1 protein-coding gene is annotated in these 17,214 nt (G+C 76.0%); it reads left to right on the top strand.

Going from position 1 to position 17,214, the window contains the following annotated elements; genetic code table 11:
- Nucleotides 1-4: 4 nt before the first annotated feature.
- Nucleotides 5-17,212 carry a type I polyketide synthase gene (locus tag C9F11_RS48950; RefSeq protein ID WP_275940277.1) on the top strand — a complete coding sequence of 5,736 codons (17,208 nt, stop codon included), beginning with the start codon at nt 5-7 and terminating at the stop codon, nt 17,210-17,212.
- The last annotated feature ends 2 nt before the right edge of the window (nt 17,213-17,214 follow it).

The raw sequence follows: 17,214 nt of genomic DNA on the forward strand, positions 1-17,214 counted from the left end.
CATCGTGCGCACCGACCTCATCAAGCCGCTGCCCGTCGTTCTCCTGGAGAACGCGGCCCGGTTTCCCGACAAGGTGGCTTTCGAGGACGACCGGCGGGCGGTCACCCACGGCGACCTGGAGGCGCGGACGCGCAGGCTGGCCGGGCACCTCGCCGCACTCGGTGTGGTACGCGGCGACCGGGTGGCCCTCTGCCTCGGCAACACCGTGGCCACGGTGGAGAGTTACCTCGCGGTCGTCCGCGCGGGCGGCATCGGAGTGCCGCTCAACCCGGCCTCCGCCCCGGCCGAACTGGAGTACGCACTCGCCGACAGCGGCGCCACCGTGGTCATCACCGACCCCGTGGGGGCACGGCGGCTGCGGAGCTCACCGGCCGTGCCGCCCGCCCTCACGCTCCTGGTGACGGGCGAGGGCCCCGAGGCCTTCGAGGGGCCGGGAGCGCACGCGTACGACCGGCTCGCCGTCACCGAGCCGGCCGAGCCCGCCCGGGACGACCTCGGCCTCGACGACGTGGCCTGGATGTTCTACACGTCCGGGACGACAGGACGCCCCAAGGGCGTCCTGTCGACACAGCGCAACTGCCTGTGGTCCGTGGCCTCCTGCTACGTGCCGATACCGGGGCTGACGGACCAGGACCGGGTGCTGTGGCCGCTCCCGCTGTTCCACAGCCTCTCCCACATCGCGTGCGTCCTGTCCGTCACCGTGGTCGGCGCCACCGCCCGGCTCCTGGACGGCGCCTCCGCGGACGACGTGATCAAGGCGCTCCGCGAGGACGACACGACGTTCCTCGCCGGGGTGCCCACCACGTACCACCACCTGGTGACGGCCGCCCGGCGGAACGGCTTCTCCGCGCCCGCCCTGCGGATCGGCCTGGTCGGCGGCGCGGTCACCGGGCCCGGCCTGCGCCGGGACTTCGAGGAGACCTTCGGCGTCCCCCTCGTCGACGCCTACGGCAGCACCGAGACGTGCGGGGCCATCACCGTCAACCCGCCCGACGGCGCCCGGGTCGACGGGTCCTGCGGCCTGCCCGTGCCGGGCGTCGGAGTCCGCGTCGTCGACCCCGGCACGGGCCTCGACGTACCCGCCGGGCAGGACGGCGAGGTGTGGGTCAGCGGGCCGAACGTCATGGTCGGCTACCACAACAGCCCCGACGCGACCGCCGAGGCGCTGCGCGACGGCTGGTACCGGACCGGGGACCTCGCCCGGCGCGACGACGCCGGGTACGTCACCATCCGCGGCCGCATCAAGGAACTCGTCATCCGGGGCGGGGAGAACATCCACCCCGAGGAGGTCGAGGCGGTCCTGCGCACCGTCGAGGGCGTCGCCGACGCGGCCGTCTCCGGCGCGCCCCACCGCACGCTCGGCGAGGTGCCCGTCGCCTATGTGGTCCCCGGCCCCTCCGGCTTCGCCACCGCGGAGCTGCTCGACCGCTGCCGCGAACGGCTCGCCGCGTACAAGGTGCCGGAGCGCGTCCACGAGGTCACCGCCATCCCCAGGACCGCCTCGGGCAAGACGCGGCGGCTCCTCCTGGCCGACCGGCCGAGCAGGCTGCGGTACGCGGCGAGCGGCCGCCACGAAGGGCTGTTGAGCCTGGACTGGGCACCGGTGGCGACACCGGCGGATCCCCGCCCCCCGGCCCGGACGTGGGCCGTGGCCGGTCCCTCGGCGGCCGGACTCGCCACGGCCCTGGAAGCCGCGGGCGCCGCCGTACGGCACTACCCGGACCTGGCGGCGGTCCAGGCCGCGGTGGCCGCCGGGGACGCGGCCCCCGAGGTGACGGTCGTCGTACGGCCGTCACCGCCCGTCGACGCCCCGACCGCGGGCCGGGCGGGCCCGCCGGACGCGGCGCACGGGGCGATCGCGCGGGAGCCGGTCGCCGAGGGCCGTGCTGCCGCCCGGCTGCTGGCCGGACAGCTGCGGGCCTGGCCGCCTGGACCGGAGCCGGCGGCCGCCCGCCTCGTGGTGCTCACCCGCGCGGCGGTCGCGGCCACCGGGCAGGACGGGGCACGGGACCTGGCGGAGGCCCCGCTCTGGGCCGTCGCCCGATCCCTTCAGGAACAAGGCGCGGACTCGCTCACCCTCCTCGACCTTGACGCGGACGCGACCCCGGAGACGCTGTTCGCCGCACTCGCCTCCGGCGAGCCGCGGATCGCGGTGCGCTCGGGCGCCCTCCTCGCCCCGCGACCGAGCCGGTTGCCCGTGGAGGACGTGCCGGGGGTGGCCGCCTGGACCGGAGCCACCGGCACGGTGGTGGTCACCGGGGCGGACACGGAGCACGGCGCGGCGCTCGCGCACCGGCTCGCCACGGTCCACCAGGTGGAGCACCTGCTGCTCGTCGACGCCCCCGCGGACACCGGTACGCCGTCCGCCGCCGCACCGGCCCCCACGGGCACGGACACCGTCCGCGTGGCCGCCGACGGGCGCGACCCGGAGCCGCTGCGGGCCGCCCTCGCCGGTCTGCGACGACCGGTGAGCGCGGTGGTGCACGCCGCCGGCGACCCCGAACTCGCCCTGTTCCTCGACGAGCTGACCGCCGAGGCGGAACCGGTCCCCTTCGTCGCGGTGTCCGGCGCGGCCGCGCTGCTGGGTACGCCCGGCACCACGGACACGGCCGTCGACGAAGCCCTGACCGAAGCGGTCGTGCACGGCAGGCGGCTGCGGGGCCTGCCCGGGACGTTCCTCGCGCGGGTCGGCGAGCCCGGCGCCGCAGGCCCGGCGGACGAGGACACGGGGTGGGCGCGCGCCGCGTTCCTCACCGCGTTCGACCTCGCCCTGACGACGGATCCGGCGACGCTCCTGACCCTCGACCCGAGCGCACCGGCCGACGTGCGCCGACTCCCCGCACCGCTCGCGGACTTGGCGGGGCCGGAGCAGACGCCGTCCCGGCGGCGCGAGCCCGACGCGGCCGTCACGGCGGCACTGCGCGACCGCCTGGCAGCAATGGACGAGCGTGCGCAACAGGCGCTCCTGGAGGACCTCGTCCGTACGCGGGCCGCCGCCGTGCTGCACCGGCCGGGGCCCGAGCCGATACCGTCCGACCGGGCCTTCCGCGACCTGGGCTTCACCTCGATGGCCGTCGTCGAACTGCGCAACCGGCTGACGGAGAGCACGGGCCTGCCGCTGCCCACCACCGTCGTCTTCGACCACCCCACCCCGCAGGCGCTGGCCGCCCGGCTGCGCGCCGAGATCCTCGGAGTCGCCCGGCCGGTGACCGGGGCGGCCCCGACGGCCGACCCCGGTGAACCCCTCGCGGTCGTGGGGATGGCGTGCCGGCTGCCGGGCGGGGTGACGGGCCCCGAGGACCTGTGGCGCCTGGTGTCCGAGGGCCGGGACGCGGTGTCGGGGTTCCCCGAGGACCGGGGCTGGAACCTGGAGGGCCTGTTCGACCCGGACCCGGACCGCGCGGGCACGTCGTACACGGACCAGGGCGGATTCCTCCACGAGGCCGGTCTCTTCGACGCGGGCTTCTTCGGGATCTCCCCGCGCGAGGCCCTGGCGATGGACCCGCAGCAGCGGTTGCTCCTGGAAGCCTCCTGGGAGGCCCTGGAGCGGGCGGGCATCGACCCGGGCTCGCTGAAGGGCGCCGACGTCGGGGTGTACTCCGGCGTGTTCGGCCAGGGCTACGGGGCGACCGGCACCGGTGTCGTCGCCCCCGAGGCGGAAGGCTTCGCCAGTACGGGCTCGGCGGGCAGCGTCGCGTCGGGCCGCGTGTCGTACGTGCTCGGTTTCGAGGGCCCGGCGGTCACCGTGGACACGGCGTGCTCGTCCTCGCTCGTAGCCATGCACCTGGCCGCGCAGGCGCTGCGGCAGGGCGAGTGCTCGATGGCCCTCGCCGGGGGAGCGACCGTGATGGCCACGCCCGGCACCTTCGTGGAGTTCTCCCGACAGCGGGCTCTGGCCCCCGACGGCCGGTGCAAGGCCTTCTCCTCGACGGCCGACGGCACGGGCTGGGCCGAGGGCGTGGGCGTCGTGGTCCTTGAGCGCCTTTCCGTGGCGCGCGAGCGCGGCCACCGGGTGCTCGCGGTGATCCGGGGCAGCGCGGTCAACCAGGACGGCGCCTCCAACGGCCTCACCGCCCCCAACGGCCTCGCACAGCAGCGCGTCATCCGCAGGGCACTCGCCAGTGCCGGGCTGGCCCCGGCCGACGTGGACGCGGTGGAGGCCCACGGCACCGGGACGGCCCTGGGCGATCCGATCGAGGCGCAGGCGCTCCTGGCGACGTACGGGCAGGGTCGGGAGCCCGAACGGCCTTTGTGGCTGGGTTCGTTGAAGTCGAACATCGGGCATGCGCAGGCCGCCGCGGGTGTGGCCGGTGTGATCAAGATGGTCCAGGCGCTGCGGCACGGCCTTCTCCCGGCGACCCTTCACGTGGACGCGCCCACCCCCCAAGTCGACTGGTCCGTGGGAGCGGTGGAGCTGCTGACGGAGGCGCGGGACTGGCCGCGCGCCGGGCGCCCGCGCCGGGCGGGGGTGTCGTCGTTCGGCGTGAGCGGCACGAACGCCCATCTGATCCTGGAGGAGGCGCCCGAGGAGCCGGTCGCAGAGGATTGCGGCCCCCTCGGTGTGGTGCCGTTGGTGGTGTCGGCGCGGAGCCGGGCTTCGCTGGCGGGGCAGGCCGGTCGCCTGGCGTCGTATGTGGAGTCGGGCGCCGGCGAGTCGTTGCCCGCCGTGGCCGGGGCGCTGGTGTCGGGTCGGGCCGTCCTCGGTGAGCGTGCGGTGGTCGTGGCGGGCTCGGGCGAGGAGGCGCTGACCGGGCTGCGGGCCCTCGCGCGCGGGGAGCACGCGGCCGGTCTGGTGACGGGGACGGGTACGCCGGGCAAGGTCGTGTGGGTGTTCCCGGGGCAGGGCTCGCAGTGGGTCGGGATGGGCCGTGAACTCCTCGACGCCTCCCCGGTGTTCGCGGAGCGGGTGGCGGAGTGCGCTGCCGCCCTGGAGCGGTGGGTGGACTGGTCGCTCGTCGATGTCCTACGGGGTGACGCCGATCCCGAGGTTCTTGAGCGGGTGGATGTGGTGCAGCCCGCGAGTTTCGCGGTGATGGTGGGTTTGGCTGCGGTGTGGGCGTCGGTCGGCGTGGAGCCGGATGCGGTGCTCGGTCACTCGCAGGGGGAGATCGCGGCGGCGTGTGTGGCGGGTTCCCTCTCGCTTGAGGATGCGGCCCGTGTGGTGGCGTTGCGCAGTCAGGCCATAGCTGGGGAGCTGGCCGGGCGCGGTGGTATGGCTTCGGTGGCGCTGAGTGAGGCGGAGGTTCTGGGGCGGCTTGGGCCCTGGGCGGGCCGGGTGGAGGTCGCGGCTGTCAACGGGCCGTCGTCCGTGGTGATCGCGGGTGACGCCGAAGCCTTGGACGAGGTGCTGGAGGCCCTGTCCAGGGATGGTGTTCGTACGCGCCGGGTCGCGGTGGACTACGCATCGCACACCCGCCACGTCGAGGACATCCAGGACGTGCTGGCCGAAGTGCTGGCAGGAGTGAGCGCGAAGGCCCCGGACGTGCCGTTCTACTCCACCGTGACCGGCGGCTGGGTGGAGGAGGCCGGGATCCTGGACGGCGAGTACTGGTACCGCAACCTGCGCGGTCAGGTGCGGTTCGGCCCGGCCGTGGCTGACCTGCTGCGGGAGGGCTACGGCGTGTTCGTGGAGGTCAGCGCCCACCCCGTACTCGTACAGCCGGTGACAGAGGCCGTGGACGCCGACGCGGTGGTGACGGGCTCGCTGCGCCGGGACGAAGGCGGTCTGCGGCGGCTGCTGGTGTCGATGGCCGAGCTGTTCGTGCGGGGCGTGGCGGTGGACTGGCGTGGTGTGCTGCCCATGACGGGGTCGCCGCGCGTGGAGTTGCCGACGTACGCCTTCGAGCACCAGCACTACTGGTTGAAGCCGGTCGCGGAGGCCACCGACGCGGCCTCGCTCGGGCAGGCGGCGGGGGAGCATCCGCTCCTCGGCGCGGTCGTCGCCATGCCGGACTCCGGTGGGCTCATGGCCACGTCGAGGTGGTCGCTGCGGTCGCAGCCGTGGCTCGGGGACCAGCTGGCGGGGGACGTGGCCGTGGTGCCGAACGCGGCCCTGGTCGAGGTGGCCGTCCGGCTCGGTGACCTCGTCGCGAGCCCCGTACTCGACGAACTCGTCGTCGAGGAGCCCGTGGTGCTGCCGCACCGCGGCAGCCGTGGCGTCCAGGTCGTCGTCGGCGGGCCGGACGGGTCGGGGCGGCGGTCGGTGGAGGTCTACTCCCGCGCCGGGGACGCCCCGCTGGACGCGCGCTGGACCCGGCACGCGTACGGCACGCTGTCGCACGGCACGACGACCGAGGTGACACCCCCGCGGAGCGGGCCCGTGACCGAGGTCGCTCTGGACGGTGCCGCCCTGCGCGAAGCGGGCCGTTACGGTGTGCACCCCGCGCTCCTCGACGCCGCCGTCCGCACGGTCGTCCCCGACGGCATGGTGGCGTCGGTGTGGACCGGGGTGACCCTCCTTGCTTCGGGCGCCACCGCGCTCCACGTACGAGCGGGCGGGACGTCACCGGACGGCACCGGCCTGCGGCTGACCGACCCCGCGGGGCAGCCCGTCATGACCGTCGCGTCCGTACGCGGGGCCGTGTTCACCTCCGAACAGGCGGGTGTGGCCGCTGAGGTGGCGCGCGACGCGCTGTTCCGCGTCGACTGGACGGAGCTGACGCTGCCCGCCGTGGACCGGGCGCTCGACGTCGTCACCGTCGCGGGTGCCGAGGACGTCGGTGCCTGCGCGGGGCCGGGCACGTCGGTACCCGAGGTCGTGGTGTACGAGGCCACGCGCGCGACCGCCGACCCCCGGCCTCCGGTCAACGCGGCCCTGGCCGTGCTCCAGGCGTGGCTCGCGGAGCCCGCCCTCGCGGGGACCCGGCTCGCCGTCGTCACTGGGGACCGTACGGAACTCGGTGCGGCCGCGGTGTGGGGCCTGGTGCGCTCGGCGCAGTCGGAGCATCCGGGCCGCATCGTCCTCGTGGAGCTCGACGAGGACTCCCGGGGCGCGCTGCCCGCCGTGATGCTCAGCGGCGAACCGCAGCTGAGGGTGCGCGGCGGCGTCGCGGCGGTGCCCCGGCTCGCGCGGGTGCCCGTACCGGAGTCCGGTGCCGGGCGGCAGCCCCGCCCGCTCGACCCCGAGGGCACCGTACTGATCACCGGCGGCACCGGGACGCTCGGCGCCGCCACGGCACGGCACCTGGTCGCCGCGCACGGCGTCCGGCACCTGGTCCTCGCCAGTCGCCGGGGGGCGGCGCCGGAGCTGCGGGAGGAACTGGCCGGTCTGGGGGCGTCCGTCACCGTCGCCGCCTGCGACACGGCGGACCGGGACCAGGTGGCGGAGCTGCTGCGGGCGATACCGGCCGCGCGTCCGCTCACCGCCGTGGTGCACGCCGCCGGGGTCCTGGACGACGGCGTGCTCACCGAGCTGACCCCGGAACGCGTCGACACCGTGCTGCGGCCGAAGACCGACGCGGCGCTGCATCTGCACGAGCTGACCCGGGACCTGGACCTCGCCGCGTTCGTCCTGTTCTCCTCGGCGGCGGGCGTCCTCGGCAACCCGGGACAGGCCAACTACGCCGCCGCCAACGCCGCCCTGGACGCCCTGGCGTGCCAACGGCGCCGGGCGGGCCTGCCCGGGGTGTCCCTGGCCTGGGGCTACTGGGCGACGGCCAGCGGCATGACCGCGCACCTGGGCGCCGCCGACCTGCGGCGCAACCAGCGCGTCGGCATGTCGGGCCTGTCCGCCGCCGAGGGCATGGCCCTCCTGGACGCCGCCCTCCTGGACGCCGCCCTCCTGGAAGCCTCCCTGCGCACCGGCGCGGACGACCCGCTGGTGGCGGCGAAGTTCGACGTGGCCGCGCTGCGCACGGCGGCGGCCGAGGGACCGCTGCCCCCGCTCCTTCGCGGCCTCGCCCCGCGACCGCGCCCCACGGCCCGGGCGGCGGCCCCCGCCGGGCCCGCGTCGCTGCGGGAACGGGTCGCCGCCCTGGGCGCCACCGAGCGGACCGAGGCGCTGGTCGACCTGGTGCTCGGGCACGCCGCCGAGGTGCTCGGGCACAGCACCGCCGACGCCGTGCGGGCCGACCGGACGTTCAAGGAGGCCGGGTTCGACTCGCTGACGGCGGTGGAGCTGCGCAACCGGCTCGCCGCCGCGACCGGGCTCACCCTCTCCCCGGCCCTGGTCTTCGACTATCCGAAGCCGACCGCGCTCGCCGGGCACCTGGGCTCCCAGCTCCTCGGCGTACCGTCGGACCGCCCGGCCGAGCCCGCCGCACCCGCCCGTACGGCCGACGAGCCGATCGCGATCGTGGCGATGGCGTGCCGCTTCCCCGCCGGTGCGCACAGCCCGGAGGACCTCTGGCGGGTGGTGGCCGAAGGGACCGACGCGGTCACCGAGTTCCCCGACGACCGCGGCTGGGACACCGACCGGCTCTTCCACCCCGACCCCGACCACGCGGGCACCACCTACGTGCGCCACGGCGCCTTCCTCGACGACGCCGCCGGGTTCGACGCCGCCTTCTTCGGGATCTCGCCGAACGAGGCCCTCGCCATGGACCCGCAGCAGCGGCTGCTCCTCGAAACGTCCTGGGAGGCGTTCGAGCGGGCCGCGATCGACCCGGGGACCCTGGCCGGGCAGGACGTCGGTGTCTTCGTCGGGGTCAACAGCCACGACTACAGCGTGCGGCTGCACCAGGCCCCCGGCGCCGCGGGCATCGAGGGCCTGCGGCTCACCGGCGGTTCGGGCAGCGTCGCCTCCGGCCGCGTCGCCTACCACTTCGGCTTCGAGGGCCCCGCCATCACGGTCGACACGGCCTGCTCCTCCTCCCTGGTGGCCCTGCACATGGCGGCGCAGGCGCTGCACCGGGGCGAGTGCTCCATGGCCCTGGCCGGAGGCGTGATGGTGATGGGCACCGTGGAGACGTTCGTGGAGTTCTCCCGGCAGCGCGGGCTGGCCCCCGACGGCCGGTGCAAGGCCTTCGCGGACGGCGCCGACGGCACCGGCTGGTCCGAGGGCGCGGGCCTCCTCCTCGTGGAGCGCCTCTCGGACGCCCGCCGCCGCGGCCACCAGGTCCTGGCCGTCGTCCGCGGCTCCGCCGTGAACCAGGACGGCGCGTCGAACGGCCTGACGGCACCCAACGGCCCCGCGCAGCAGCGCGTGATCCGCAAGGCCCTGGCCCACGCGGGCCTCGGCACGTCGGACGTGGACGCCGTGGAGGCGCACGGCACGGGCACGACGCTCGGCGACCCGATCGAGGCGCAGGCGCTGCTCGCGACGTACGGACAGGACCGGCCCGCCGAACGACCGCTGTGGCTCGGGTCGGTGAAGTCGAACATCGGGCACACCCAGGCGGCGGCGGGCGTCGCGGGCGTGATCAAGATGGTCATGGCCATGCGCCACGGCACGCTCCCCAGGACGCTGCACGTGGACCGCCCCTCGTCCCGCATCGACTGGTCCGCGGGCGCGGTGGAGCTCCTGACCGAGGCGCGGGAGTGGCCGCGCGACGGCCGTCCGCGCCGGGCCGGGGTGTCGTCCTTCGGCATCGGCGGCACCAACGCGCATGTCGTCCTGGAGGAGGCCCCCGATCCGGAGGTCCCCGATTCGGAGGTCCCCGATCCGGAGGTGCGCGATTCGGAGGCTTCCGGCCAGGTGGCCACGGGCCCGCAGGTCTCCGGCCAGCAGGTTCCCGGCCCGCCGGTCCCCGACCACGCGGCGGCCGTCGAGCCCGAGCCCGGCGCCCGGCGTGCGGACGGCCCGCCCCCGGCCCCGGCCCTGGTCCCGGACCCGGCCTCGGTCCCGGTCCTCGTGTCGGCCCGTACCCCCGACGGCCTCCGCGGCCAGGCCGGCCGGCTCGCCCGCTTCCTCGACGACCGGCCCGACGTACGCCTCGCCGACGCGGCGCACGCCCTCGCCACCACGCGCGCCCGGCTCGACCACCGTGCCGTCGTCCTGGCGTCCGGCCGGGGGCAGGCCGGCGCGGACCTCCGCGCCTTCGGCAGGGGCGAGGAGAGCCCCGCCGTGGTCTCCGGCACTCCCGTCCCGGGCAAACTCGCCGTCCTCTTCACCGGGCAGGGCAGCCAGTGGCCCGGCATGGGCCGCGCACTCGCCGCGGCGCACCCGGTCTTCCGCGACGCCTTCGCCGCCGCGTGCGCCGCCGTGGAGGCGCACCTGGGCGGGCACGCGGCACGCCCGCTGCACGAGGTGGTGTTCGCCGAGCACGGGGCGCCCGGCAGCGAACTCCTCGGCCGGACCATGTACACGCAGGGCGCCCTGTTCGCCCTGGAGACGGCGCTGTTCCGGCTCTTCGAGTCCTGGGGGGTACGGCCGGACCTCCTCGCGGGACACTCGATCGGGGAGATCACCGCCGCGCACGTCTCCGGAGTCCTCGGCCTGGCCGAGGCGGGCGAACTCGTCGCCGCGCGCGGCCGGTTGATGCAGGCCCTCCCCGCGGACGGCGCGATGGTCGCCGTCCGGGCGACGGAGGCCGACGTCGAGCCGCTGCTCGCCCGGGCGCGGGGCACGGTCTGCGTGGCCGCGGTGAACGGCCCCGACGCCCTGGTGCTCTCCGGCACCGAGGACGCCGTACTGGCCCTCGCCGACGAACTGGCACGCCAGGGCCGCAAGACGCGGCGGCTCCCGGTCCGCCACGCCTTCCACTCGCCGCTCATGGAGCCCATGCTCGACGAGTTCCGCACGGTCGCGGAGCGCCTGTCGTACCGCACGGGCGAACTCCCCGTCGTCTCCACGCTGACCGGCGCCCTCGCCCGGGACGGGCGCCTCGCCACCCCCGGCTACTGGGTCGACCAGGTGCGCGGCACCGTACGGTTCGGCGACGCCGTCACCGCGCTCGGCGGCCTCGGGGCGACGACGTTCCTCGAACTGGGCCCGGGCGGGGCCCTCGCCGCGATGGCGCTCGGCACCCTCGGCGCGCCGGAGCGGAGCTGCGTCGCCACCCTGCGCAAGGACGGCGCGGAGGCCGCCGACGTCCTGACCGCGCTCGCGGAACTGCACGTCCGCGGCACGGCCGTGGACTGGACGGCCGTACTCGCGCCCCCGGCCACGGCGGCCGGAGCCGACCTGCCCACGTACGCGTTCCAGCACCAGCGGTACTGGGTCGACTCCGACTCCGCCGCACCGGCCGGAGCGGAGGCGCTGGGCGCCACCGGCGCCCGGCACCCGCTGCTCGGCACCGTCATCGACGTGCCGGGCGACGACGGCGGCAGCGGTGGCGTCGTGCTCACCGGGCGGCTCGCACCCCACGGCCCGGGCCGCCTCCCCGGCCCGAAGGGCGCCGACGGCACCACCGCGATCCCGGCCGCCGTACTCCTGGACATGCTCGTCAGGGCCGGTGACGAGGTGGGCTGCGGCAGCCTCGAACAGGTCGCGGTCGAAGAGCCGTTGACGGTGCCGGGCCGCAGCCACACCCACGTACGGGTGTCCGTGGCGGCCCCGGCGCCGGACGGCCGCCGCCACGCCACCGTCCACGGCCGCCCCGCGGGCCCGGAGCAAGGGCCCTGGACGTGCCACGCCCGAGCCGTCCTCGTCCCCGGAACCCCGCACCCCGCCTTCGACGTGCGCACCTGGCAGCCGCCCGAGGACAACACCGCGCTCCTCGCCGGGGCGCGCGTGTGGCAGCAGGGCGACCACACCTGCGCCGAGATCACGCTTCCGTCCGAACTGGCCGACGAGACAGACCGGTTCACCCTCCACCCCGTGCTCGTCGACACCGCGCTGCGCGTCCTGGCCGCACGTACGGGAGCGGACCCGGCGGCGGACGCCGACGACCTCGCCGACTGCGCCGGTCTCGCGGTGTACGCGGAGGGCGCCGCCTCGCTGCGGCTGCGGATCACACCGGGGCGGGACGGCCGCCATCTGCTGGAGCTCGCGGACCCGGACGGTGAACCCGTGGCGGCCCTGGGCCCGTTGAGCCTGACCGCCCCGGCCGGGCGCGGCGCGGCTCCCGCGTCGTGCGTCGGCGGCACCGCCGACGCACCCGCGGCGACCGGGGCCGTCGCCCGCCGCGTGGTCGCGCGTCGGGAAGGCGCGGAAGCCGCCTTCGCCGACCGGCTGGCCGGGCTCTCCGCCGCAGAGCAGCACCGTGTGGTCCTCGACCTGGTCCAGGAGAGCGCCGCGGTCGTGCTCGGCCACCGCGCACAGGACCGCTTCGACGAGGACCAGCCCTTCAAGAACCTCGGCTTCGACTCCCTCGGCGCGGTCAGGCTCCGCAACCGCCTGCGCGACTTCACCGGCGTGGAGCTGCCCAGCACCCTGGTCTTCGACCACCCGACCCCCGCCCTCCTCGCGGCCTTCCTGCGGGCCGAACTCCTCGGCGAGCGGCCCGACACGCCCGCCCCGGGCCCGGCAGCGATCGCCGACGAGCCCATCGCGATCGTCGCGATGAGCAGCCGCCTTCCGGGCGGAGCGGACAGCCCCGAGGAGCTGTGGACGCTGCTCGTGGAAGGCCGGGACGCGATCTCCGGCTTCCCGGTGGACCGCGACTGGGACCTGGAAGGGCTGTACCACCCGGACCCGAGCCACCCGGGCACGAGCTACACGCGCTCCGGCGGCTTCCTCCACGAGGCGGCGCGGTTCGACGCCGGACTCTTCGGGATCTCCCCGCGCGAGGCCCTCGCCATGGACCCGCAGCAGCGGCTGCTCCTGGAAACCTCCTGGGAGGCCCTGGAACGGGCGGGCGTCGACCCGCTGTCGGCCCGCGGCGGCGACATCGGCGTCTTCACCGGAATCGTCCACCACGACTACGTGACCCGGCTGCACCAGGTGCCCGAGGACGTGCAGGGCTACCTCATGACCGGTACGGCGTCGAGCGTGGCGTCGGGCCGCGTGTCGTACGTCTTCGGCTTCGAGGGCCCGGCGGTCACCGTGGACACCGCCTGCTCCTCGTCCCTGGTCGCCATGCACCTGGCGGCGCAGGCGCTGCGGCAGGGCGAGTGCTCGATGGCCCTGGCCGGGGGAGCGACCGTGATGGCGAGCCCGGACGCCTTCCTGGAGTTCTCCCGGCAGCGGGGCCTGGCCGCCGACGGCCGGTGCAAGGCCTTCTCGTCCGGCGCCGACGGCACCGGCTGGTCCGAGGGCGTGGGAGTGGTCGTACTGGAACGCCTCTCCGTCGCACGGGAACGCGGCCACCAGGTCCTCGCCGTCATCCGCGGCAGCGCGGTCAACCAGGACGGCGCCTCCAACGGCCTGACCGCCCCCAACGGCCCCTCCCAGCAGCGCGTGATCCGCAGGGCCCTCGACGCGGCGGGACTCACCCCCGCGGACGTGGACGTCGTGGAGGCCCACGGGACCGGCACGGCCCTGGGCGACCCGATCGAGGCCCAGGCGCTCCTCGCGACGTACGGGCAGGGTCGGGAGCCCGAACAGCCGCTGCAGCTCGGCTCGTTGAAGTCGAACATCGGTCACACGCAGGCCGCCGCGGGCGTGGCGGGCGTGATCAAGATGGTCATGGCGCTGCGGCACGGCCTCATGCCTCCCACCCTGCACGTGGACGAGCCCACGACCGAGGTCGACTGGTCGGCGGGCGCGGTCGAGCTTTTGACGGAGGCGCGCGCGTGGCCGCGCGAGGGCCGTCCGCGCCGGGCGGGTGTGTCCGCGTTCGGTGCCAGCGGCACCAACGCCCATCTGATCCTGGAGGAAGCTCCCGCCGAGGAGGTGTGGCCCGCCCCCGGGCAGTCGGGCGTGGTACCGCTGGTGGTGTCGGCGCACAGCGCCGGATCGCTGGCGGGCCAGGCCGGTCGCCTCGCGTCGTACGTGGAGTCCGGTGCCGCCGGGGTGCCCCTCGCGGGCGTGGCCGGAGCGCTGGCGTCGGGCCGTGCCGCCCTGGCCGAGCGCGCCGTGGTGGTGGCCGACGCCCCGGCGGAGGCGCTCGCCGGGCTGCACGCGCTGGCCCGGGGCGAAGGCGGACCGAACGTGGTGACCGGCAGCGCGACCGGCTCGGGCACGCTCGGCAAGATCGTGCTGGTGTTCCCCGGGCAGGGGTCGCAGTGGGCGGGTATGGGCCGTGAACTCCTGGACGCTTCCGCGGTGTTCGCGGAGCGGGTGGGGGAGTGCGCGGCGGCGTTGGAGCCGTGGGTGGACTGGTCGCTCGTCGATGTCCTACGGGGTGACGCTGATCCCGAGCTCCTTGAGCGGGTGGATGTGGTGCAGCCCGCGAGCTTTGCGGTGATGGTGGGTTTGGCTGCGGTGTGGGAGTCCGTCGGGGTCCGCCCGGACGCGGTGCTCGGTCACTCGCAGGGGGAGATCGCGGCCGCGTGTGTGGCGGGGGCGCTGTCTCTCGACGACGCGGCCCGTGTGGTGGCCTTGCGCAGTCAGGCCATCGCCACGGAGCTGGCCGGGCGGGGCGGCATGGCGTCCGTCGCGCTCGGCGAGGAGGACGCGGCCGCGCGCCTGGAGCGGTGGGCAGGCCGGGTCGAGGTGGCCGCGGTGAACAGCCCGTCCTCCGTCGTGGTCGCCGGTGACGCCCAAGCCCTGGACGAGGCCCTGGCGGCCCTCGACGCCGAGGGCGTCCGCACCCGGCGCGTGGCCGTGGACTACGCCTCCCACTCCCGCCACGTCGAGGACATCCGCGCCACCCTCGCCGAGGCCCTGGACGGGGTGAACGCCAAGGCCCCGGTGGTGCCGTTCCACTCGACCGTGACCGGCGACCGGGTGGCGGACGCCGAGGTCCTCGACGGCGCGTACTGGTACCGCAACCTGCGCGGGCAGGTGCGGTTCGGACCCGCCGTGAGCGAGCTGCTGCGGCAGGGCCACGGCGTGTTCGTGGAGGTCAGCGCCCACCCGGTCCTCGTGCAGCCCGTCACCGAGGCCGTCGACGGCGCGGACGCCGAAGCGGTGGTGACCGGGTCGCTGCGCCGCGAGGACGGCGGCCCGCGGCGGCTCCTCGCCTCGATGGCCGAGCTGTTCGTGCGGGGCGTGGCCGTCGACTGGTCGGCCGTGCTGCCCGCCGGGACCGCGGCCGCGGCCCGCTCGGCGCGCGCGGACCTGCCGACGTACGCCTTCGACCACCAGCACTTCTGGCTGCGCGAGGCCGCGGCCGACGACGACACCGCCGACGCGGCGGAGGGCGCGGACGCCGACTTCTGGGCCGCGGTCGAACACGCCGACGTGGACTCCCTCGGCGCCCTGCTCGACACGGCGGCGGCCGACCAGCTCGGTGCCCTGAACACCCTCGTGCCCGTACTCGCCGAGTGGCGCGGGAGGCGCCGCCGGATGTCGACCGCCGAGAAGCTGCGCTACCACGTCACCTGGCAGCCGCTCGCCCACGAGGCCGCGGGCGTGCCCGGCGGCCGGTGGCTGGTCGTCGTACCCGCCGGACGCAGCGACGACAGCGGCACCGACGCGCTCCTGGCGGAACTGACCGGCCTCGGGCTCACCGCCGTGTCGCTGGAGGTGGGCGCCGCCGATGGCACCCGCGAGCGGCTCGCCGAGCGCCTTGGCGCGGTCCTCGCCGAGCACGACGTGACCGGCGTGCTCTCGCTGCTCGCCCTGGACCGGGGCGCGCGCGGCGGCCCGCAGGACCCGGCCGCCGTCACGGCCTCGTCGCTCGCGCTGATCCAGGCCCTGGGGGACACCGGCGCGACACCGCCGCTGTGGTGCCTGACCCGGGGCGCGGTGAACACCGGCATCCACGACACCCTCACCTCGCCCGCCCAGGCGGCGCTGTGGGGCCTCGGCCGCGCCGCCGCGCTCGAACGGCCCGACCGGTGGGGCGGCCTGATCGACCTGCCCGCCGCGACCGGCCCGCGCACGGCCCGGCAGCTCCTCGGCGTGCTGAACTCCGCGGCCGGTGAGGACCAGCTCGCGGTCCGGCGGTCGGGCGCGTACGCGCGCAGGCTGGTCCGCAAGGCCGCGCCGGACACCACCGGCGACGGCGGCTGGCGGCCCCGGGGCACGGTCCTGGTGACCGGCGGCGCCGAAGGGCTCGGCAGGCACGTCTGCCTGTGGCTCGCGCTCGCCGGCGTCGAACGGCTCCTCGTCACCACCACCGCGCACGCGCCCGACGGGAGCGTTCCCGAACTGCGCGCCGAACTCGCCGCGTCGGGCCTCCCCGCGGTGGTGGAGACCTGCGCCGACACCGACCGGGACGCCCTCGCCCGCCTCCTGGCCGCCAAGGACCCGGAGCGGCCCCTCACGGCCGTCGTGCACGCGGCCGACCTCACGTGGACCAGCGCCGTCGACGACACAGGGGCGCACGACCTCGCCGAGGTGTTCGCGGCCAAGGTGGACACGGCGGTGTGGCTCGACGCGCTGTTCGAGGACACGCCGCTCGACGCGTTCGTCGTCTTCTCCTCCATCGCCGGGGTGTGGGGCGGTGGCGGCCAGGGCCCGTCCGGAGCGGCGAACGCCGTCCTCGACGCCCTGGTCGAACGGCGCCGCGCCCGGGGGTCGCGGGCCACGTCGATCGCCTGGGGCGCCCTCGACGGCATCGGCGTGGGCATGGACGAGGCGGCCCTCGCCCAGCTGCGCCGCCGGGGTGTCCTGCCCATGGCGCCGCAGCTGGCCGTGACGGCGATGGCGCAGGCGGTGCGGGGCAACGAGAAGTCCGTGACGGTGGCCGACATGGACTGGCGCGCCTTCGTCCCCGCCTTCACGTCGGTACGCCCCAGCCCTCTCCTCGCCGATCTGCCCGAGGCGCAGGCGGTGCTCCAGGCCGCGGGGGACGACGGCCAGGACAGCGGCACCGCGGCATCCCTCGCGGACTCCCTGCGGGCGGTCCCCGACGCCGAGCGGAACCGCCTCCTGCTGCGCCTGGTCCGCGGCCACGCCTCGACGGTCCTCGGCCACGGCGGCGCGGAGGGCATCGGCCCGCGCCAGGCGTTCCAGGAGGTCGGCTTCGACTCGCTGGCCGCCGTGAACCTGCGCAACAGCCTGCACGCGGCCACCGGGCTCCGCCTGCCCGCCACCCTGATCTTCGACTACCCCACCCCGGAGGCCCTGGTCGGGCATCTGCGCACCGAACTCCTCCGGGAGCCCGACGACGGCCTCGCCGGGCGGGAGGACGACCTCAGGCGGGTCCTCGCGTCCGTGCCGCTGACCCGGTTCAAGGAGGCCGGGGTGCTCGACGCCCTCCTGGGCCTCGCCGAAGCCGAGGCCGAGGCCAAGGCCGAGGCCCGGGCCACCACAGGACTGCCGACCGCCGCCGACGCCGAACTGATCGACGCGATGGACGTGGCCGGTCTGGTGCAACGGGCCCTGGGCAAGACGAGCTGACC

This window comes from Streptomyces sp. YIM 121038 (assembly GCF_006088715.1).
In the GTDB taxonomy this organism is placed as follows: Bacteria; Actinomycetota; Actinomycetes; order Streptomycetales; family Streptomycetaceae; genus Streptomyces.